This is a genomic window from Roseibium sediminicola (assembly GCF_023156505.1).
In the GTDB taxonomy this organism is placed as follows: Bacteria; Pseudomonadota; Alphaproteobacteria; order Rhizobiales; family Stappiaceae; genus Roseibium; species Roseibium sediminicola.
This window is the reverse complement of record NZ_JALNMJ010000010.1, coordinates 219,123-225,361: the sequence shown is the minus strand read 5'-3', so window position 1 is coordinate 225,361 and position 6,239 is coordinate 219,123. Positions and strand designations below refer to the sequence as shown.

Annotated in this window: 5 protein-coding genes, 1 pseudogene and 1 other annotated feature; of the genes and pseudogenes, 1 reads left to right on the top strand and 5 read right to left on the bottom strand. The window is 56.0% G+C overall.

All coding sequences use genetic code 11. The annotated features are described in order from the left end of the window. Positions 1 to 42 precede the first annotated feature (42 nt). Both M0H32_RS16000 and M0H32_RS15995 read right to left on the bottom strand, forming a co-directional pair. Positions 43 to 1,274, bottom strand: a protein-coding gene (locus tag M0H32_RS16000) for an IS3 family transposase (protein WP_248155769.1) whose coding sequence is annotated in 2 segments (ribosomal slippage) — positions 43 to 980 and positions 980 to 1,274 — 1,233 coding nt in all. Because the reading frame shifts where the segments join, the coding sequence is not laid out codon by codon here. Beyond that, positions 871 to 987: a sequence feature (AL1L pseudoknot), on the bottom strand. It overlaps the preceding gene by 117 nt. Before the next feature lie 79 nt (positions 1,275 to 1,353). Next, complete coding sequence (locus tag M0H32_RS15995; protein WP_248155767.1) at positions 1,354 to 3,090, bottom strand: sensor domain-containing diguanylate cyclase; 1,737 nt, start codon at positions 3,088 to 3,090, stop codon at positions 1,354 to 1,356. 655 nt (positions 3,091 to 3,745) lie between these two features. Between M0H32_RS15995 and M0H32_RS15990 the strand changes: the two genes are divergently transcribed. Then, positions 3,746 to 4,492 carry a substrate-binding periplasmic protein gene (locus M0H32_RS15990; RefSeq protein WP_248155765.1) on the top strand — a complete coding sequence of 249 codons (747 nt, stop codon included), beginning with the start codon at positions 3,746 to 3,748 and terminating at the stop codon, positions 4,490 to 4,492. A 51-nt stretch (positions 4,493 to 4,543) separates the two neighbouring features. Here the strand turns inward: M0H32_RS15990 and M0H32_RS15985 are convergent. From M0H32_RS15985 to M0H32_RS15975, 3 genes and pseudogenes are all read right to left on the bottom strand, one after another. Beyond that, a pseudogene (locus tag M0H32_RS15985) lies at positions 4,544 to 4,930 on the bottom strand (transposase); the annotation flags it as partial. A gap of 89 nt (positions 4,931 to 5,019) precedes the next feature. Continuing rightward, the gene (locus M0H32_RS15980; protein ID WP_248155763.1) at positions 5,020 to 5,907 is read right to left on the bottom strand and encodes a hypothetical protein; all 888 of its coding nucleotides are present in this window, start codon (positions 5,905 to 5,907) and stop codon (positions 5,020 to 5,022) included. A gap of 142 nt (positions 5,908 to 6,049) precedes the next feature. Further along, the gene (locus M0H32_RS15975) at positions 6,050 to 6,220 is read right to left on the bottom strand and encodes a hypothetical protein (protein ID WP_248155761.1); all 171 of its coding nucleotides are present in this window, start codon (positions 6,218 to 6,220) and stop codon (positions 6,050 to 6,052) included. Between the last annotated feature and the right edge of the window lie 19 nt (positions 6,221 to 6,239).

The following is a 6,239-nucleotide window of genomic DNA, read 5'->3' as shown; positions in this document are numbered from 1 at the left end:
CTGAACTGCCCCGGGTTTACCGGAGAGATTTTGTTTCAAAGATTAGGCAACCTTATCAAGGGCGCTTAGGTTTCGAAAGAAGGCCTCCTCGGCTTCGCATGGGGTTGAGTATCCGATTGCGCTGTGGAGCCGCTCGGTGTTGTACCAAGAGACCCATTTCAGGGTCTCCCATTCGATCTGGCCCGCTGATTTCCATGGGCCGAACAGGTTGATGACTTCCGTCTTGAACAGACCGATGATGTTTTCGGCCAGAGCGTTGTCATAGCTGTCGCCAACGCTTCCGACCGACGCGTCGATGCCGGTCTCCGCCAGCCGTTCCGAGTAGCGGATCGACAGATATTGGCTGCCCCGGTCGGAGTGATGGATCAGCCCACCGGCCTGGTTCTGGCGCCTTTGGCAGATGGCCTGGTTCAAGGCATCGAGCACAAAGCTTGTGGACATGGAGGTGGAGACCCGCCAGCCAACGATTTTGCGGGCAAAGACGTCGATGACGAAGGCCACATAGACCATTCCCCGCCATGTCGAACAATAGGTGAAATCCGAAACCCAGAGCTGGTTCGGGGCTGTGGCCGTGAAGTTCCGGTTGACCTTGTCCAGTGGACAAGGCGTGGCCGGATCCGGTGTTGTTGTCTTTTTCTTGCCACGCGTGACGCCTTGCAAGCCAAGCCCCTTCATCAAGCGCTCCACGGTGCAGCGGGCAATGTCCCAGCCCTCGCGGTGCAGTTGACGCCAAATCTTGCGGGCTCCGTAGCGCCCCTTGCTCATCTCATGGACGCGCAGGATCTCCTGGGCATCTGCGGCATCCGTCTTCGCGCGGGCCGAAGCCAGATCCGGATCACGGGCAGCAGCGGCATGCGAATAGTAGCTCGATGAGGCGATCGGCAAAACGCGGCAGATCGGCTCGACCCCAAAGGCTTCACGGTACTCTTCGATGAACGCGATCATTTGCGGAACGGGCGGTCGAGCTCCGCTTGGGCAAAATAAGCAGACGCCTTCTTCAGGATCTCGTTGGCCTGGCGAAGCTCCCGGTTCTCCCGCTCAAGAGCCTTGATCCGCGCCTTGTCCTCGCTCGTCGGGCCTGCTCGTTCTCCTGCATCACGCGCCGCCTGGACACACCACGCACGCAGACTGTCCTTGGAGCAACCGAGCTTCGACGCTATGGCACGATAGGCGGCGTTGTCGCTGTCATAGTCGTTGCGGTGGTCTCGAAAAAGCCGAACGCCACGTTCGCGGAACTCAGCTGTATATCTCGGGGGAACTGTCTTCTGATCCATAACGGGTATCCTGTGAGAGTTTTACTCTCCGGTAAACCCGGGGCGGTTCACAGCCGCGAAAACTGTTTTGGACAAATAATTACGCGGATTGAATTTTGCTAACAGGGTCGTCGATGCTGACCTGGTTACGTCCCGAGGACTTGGCACTGTAGAGGGCCCGGTCTGCGCGCGCTATGGTGTCTTCGAAATCGCGGTCTTCTGCCAAGACTTGCGCCACACCGATGCTGACGGTAATCGAAATCTCCTCTCCGGCGAATGGTATCGACAGGTCCTCGACCCTCTTTCGAATCCGTTCTGCCAGCACCAGGGCGCCGCCGGCGTCATTCTCCCTGAGCAGAACAATAAATTCTTCTCCCCCATATCTTGCAGCCTTGTCCGTCGCGCGAACTTCTCCCGATATAACCCTGCCGATCTGCCGAATAACATCATCGCCTGCTCGGTGGCCGAAACGATCATTCACCATTTTGAAGTAGTCCGCATCAATCATCAGGATGCTGTAAGCCCGTTTATGGCGTCTGAAAGCCGCCCAAGCATCTTCCGCGAAAGGCTGAAAAGCGCGTCTATTCTGTAGGCCCGATAGAGGGTCAAGCTCCGCCAGGGTTTTCAGGTTCACAATATCGGCGCCCAGCTGTCTGTTGCGTTCTTCGCTCATTCTGAGCTGCTTGCTGATCAGGCCTTGCATTTGCTGGAACTTGCTCGTGGAATCCCGCTGGACCTCTTCGGCGCTGTCGATGCGGCGCAACAAGGACCGAATGGACGCGGACAATTGCAGAATCTCTCGGGAGCCGTGCTGGCGCGCCACGTTGTTGTCGCCATCTGCACGGCCAATGCCGTCAAGCGCTTCAATCAGACCGATCAGGGGGCGTGATACGGAGCGTGAAATCAGCCAGGCGAATAGCGCAGCGAGTAAGCTCACACCAAGTCCAACAAGAAAAATGTGAAACAACAAGCCTGTCAAAGTAACTGAAACGACGGACCGGGGTTGGCGTGCCACCACTTTCCAGCCCAGTCCTGGAAAGTCACTCTGGCCGGCAGTCGCAACAACCGCTGTCAGCATGTTGGTATCACTGCTGTCAAAGCGAGGCGCCCCACCAGGGACACTGCCAAACAGGAACATGTTGTTTTTGTCGAAAACAAGCAGCTCCAGGGCATCCTCGCCTGTGTTGCCTTCAAGCACCTCATGCAACGCATGTTTCGCCCAAGACCAGTTCAATCGAGCCCCCAGCACGCCGATTACTTCGCCATCGTCGCTTCTAATGGGAGATGCTGTTACGACAAATCGGTTCAAGGGCGTTTTGGTTGGTATGTGTGGAGAGTGGTTGCCAAGCTTGGTTGGAAACTCGTCCACCATGGTTGAGGGTGAAGCCTCTAAGGCGTTGACGAACCAGGCCCTTCCGGAAACTGAAGTGCCTTCAAGAAGCCCCTCCGTGGCGGCAAGAACTGTTCCGTCGGGAGCGATGAAACCGATCCAAGCGTATTGTGAAACACTGTTTTGCAACTGATCTAGCGTCGCGCGGACAGTGGCGGTGTCGGTGGTCCATTTGGACCGCATCACCACTCTGTTGGAGACGCTGCCTATTTCCCTGTGGCGCTCGAATACGGTTTGGTCCAGTCGCTGTGTCAGATTGCGCGCTATCAGCGTCAAATCCCAACGGCTCTCGCGAAGGCTTTCATTCCTCGCAACTACGTAGGCACCGATTGTGGCAGCGGAAGCGGAAAGAATACAAAAGCTGACAGCCAGAAATGTAATTTGCTGGCGAAGACTCGTTCGGTCTCTGGCGTTCTTAAAGAGAGAGAGTGCCTTTCCAAATGGCATTCTGGTCACTATCCAGCTGATCTTACGATAAAAATCGCAAGTTACTCTAGGGGAGAAAAATAAAAAATTCGAAAACGGATTGCTTCACAAAATCAGACGCTTTGAAGGAATCGCGGTGTCGGATGAGCCAAGCAAGGAGCTTTGGCAGCACGTCGCACTAAAGATCTGTCTTTAATAAGACGTGCCTGCTGCAGGCTGTTTTTGAAACCCAGCTAGCCAATAAATCCTGTGTTGCAAACATCATGCTTCATTCAATCAAATACCAGAACAGCAGCCTGCCGATCACCCACAAGTCACTTACGTCTTCCTGCCTGCAAACCACTATACTGAATTCATCTGAAGTGATGGCTAAAGGTTCACATTCGTAGCGGGCTTGGCCGCGGGACTCATTCGTGTCTTTAGCCGCGGCGGCATGCCGAGGAGCAAAGCCTTGGGTTGGATAAATTGTCTTCTCCTGCAAGCAATAACTATGTGTCCTGGTATTTGTGCGTATGAGTGTATTTATTTACCAATACTTTCGTTTTTTTTGGGAGGCCTCAAAAAGACACAATCAACTACTATTTCTCACTCATTCAACATGAGCGCCGATTCAGCAATGACAAAAATCGAGATGAAATCGGTGCGCGTTGCCTGAGAGGCAAGCCATAACTTCGAAATGATGAGAAATGTCGTAAGAGCCCTCGCTGTTCTCATTGGCATCGGGGCGTTCTCGCCAGTTGCGACGAGCGATGAAATCAAGATCGTTGCACCGATACTCGGTGTCGGTCTGCAGTCCGCCGACGGAACAGGTTTATATCCGAAACTCGCACGAACCATACTAGGGGCGGGAGACGGGAAATATTCCTATACGGCGGTGCCGCTCAAAAGAGCCCTCGTCGCGATGTCAAATGGCAGCGCCGACTGCTTGTTTGGCATGGATAAGAACCTTCTGAGCAGTTTCGACACAGATACAGATCCCCTCCTTGAGAGCGGTCAGGTTCTTTTGACGCAACAATTTGTGTTCACTCGACGCGGTGACCAAAGGCTATCCGGCCTGAAGTCGCTGAGCGGCAAGTCTGTTGCGATCCTGGCCGGTAGCAACCTAGAAGAGGAACTGCGCCGGCTGAATGTGAGAACGTTCAAAGTTAGTACCCAGGAAGCCAAATTGAGGATGCTGGCTCTGGGGCGAGTGGACGCCATCATCGGATGGATGCCGGACATGTTTCTATCGGCCGACGAAAATGGTTTTGAAAGACCCGAGTTTGATCAGTCGGCGCCTCTGGCGATGTCGAAAGTGACTTTCGTTTGCCGTGACAACGAAAAGGGAAAAAGGCTGATCCAATCAGCCAACACCACAATCCAACATTTGAAGCAGGACGGAATAATCCAAAAGGTCAATGACACAGGATGGAAGTTGTTTTGAGGGTCACGTCCGTCAATGTGGTGTAATTTTCCGGATGGCCTGAGGTCATAATCAGGCTGCCTTGTTTGAGATTGAGAGGATGGGATCGGTCTCCTGTGCGTCGATTTCGGCAAAGGCTTCGACCATCATATAGCGGCTCGCAGTTTGCCATTCGTCGTTCTGTTCGAACAAGACGGCGCCGATCAGGCGCATGATGGATTCCTCGTTTGGAAAGATGCCCACGACATCGGCCCGGCGTTTGACTTCCTTGTTCAGCCGTTCGATGGGGTTCGTGCTGTGAAGTTTTGTGCGGTGCTGGCGGGGGAAGGCCATGTAGGCCAGGACATCGTGTTCGCTGTCGTTCATGAGATCGGCGAGTTTGGGCCACCTGCCGCGGAGTTGATCGGCAACGCGGCGCCAGGTCTCTCCGCCAGCTTCATGACCTTCAAGGCGGAACGCGCGGCGATGTCGGCCCCCGCGTGCTGGAGATCGTCCGGATGGGAGAGATTGCCGGCGGGGGCCTGTCTGCGGTGTGCCCGACCTTTCCGTCAGGCATGCTCCCAAACGGGTGTTCCGGCGTCTGCGAAGGCCGGGGCCAAGGTGATCTTCGCACCGAAGCGCTCTGCTGCCTGGGTGGCGACATCCCGCCAGTTGGCGGAGGTCTGCAGCTCCTGGGCCTTGTCGCTGAACGCGTCGATGACATTCAACCTGCCGTCCTCATAGACAATGCCAACGGTCTCGCCATCCTTTTCAAGAAGGGCGGCGCCTTTGGTGTCGTCAAGGAAATAGAGCTCGTATCGGTCCGCCGCCAAGGCGTTTTGCCGCGACGGGGCGGCCGCCTGTCTGGCCTCCGCGTTTGCCGATTGCGTTTCTTCGAAATTGCTCACATAGCGCTGGAAGCCGGCCTCGGTTCCGTCCAGGACCTGGCGGGTGTCGGACAGACCGTTTTGCACGATATCCCAGCCAAAGACCCTGTGCGAGGTGACGATGTAGATCGAGCCGTCGGAATAGATGTTGGCGGAAAAATCGGCGGCGTATGCCGGATCGGTGAAATAGGGAATGGATGCGGGATCCGTGCCGGGTGGATAGGAGGCTACCGGATTGTCGGGGTGTTTCATCCGGTCGTCCCAAAGATACTTGGAGATGGTCTGGCGGGCTGTTTGTAGCCAGGCCGGTTCCTCGTCTTTCGGTCGTCCCTGTGCCTCCTCCTGGGCGGCCAGCGCCGCCCGGGTGCTGGCCGCGGCTTTCGCTTCCGTCGCAGGGTCGGTTGTTTTCGAGGCAACGGTGGTCGGCTGCGTGACCGGTGCCGCATCGGCGGCCGGCGGCTGTGCCGCCGGCGCGTTTGTGCGCTGGTCCTGAAGGCCTGTCGTGTCCTGTCCGGCTGGCTTGCCGGGGGGCACCCAGTGATTGACCCCGGCAGGGAGGATGGGTGGCATGGTTGTGCTCCTGAGGCGGATTTCAACCAAGGCGGGAAGAAAATCTCATTCCGTTCAATTCATTCAGGAAATCCGCGGACCAGGTGACGGCTTTTAAAGCAGTTGTGCGGAATTTTCTGCCGGGCGGCAAAGAACGGCGCTGTCAGAGGACCGCGTCGGGGTAATGGAGATAGTCCGCCAGATCCTGGTTCAGATCCTGCCACGACCACCCGCCGGTATCGTTCTGGAAATGGAGTTTTTCCAGCGTATTGTCGGGATTGGAGAAGTGATCCTCGATGATGATGTAGTCGGTGACGATGCCGTCGTCGTTCACGTCATTCTTCGAGTAGATG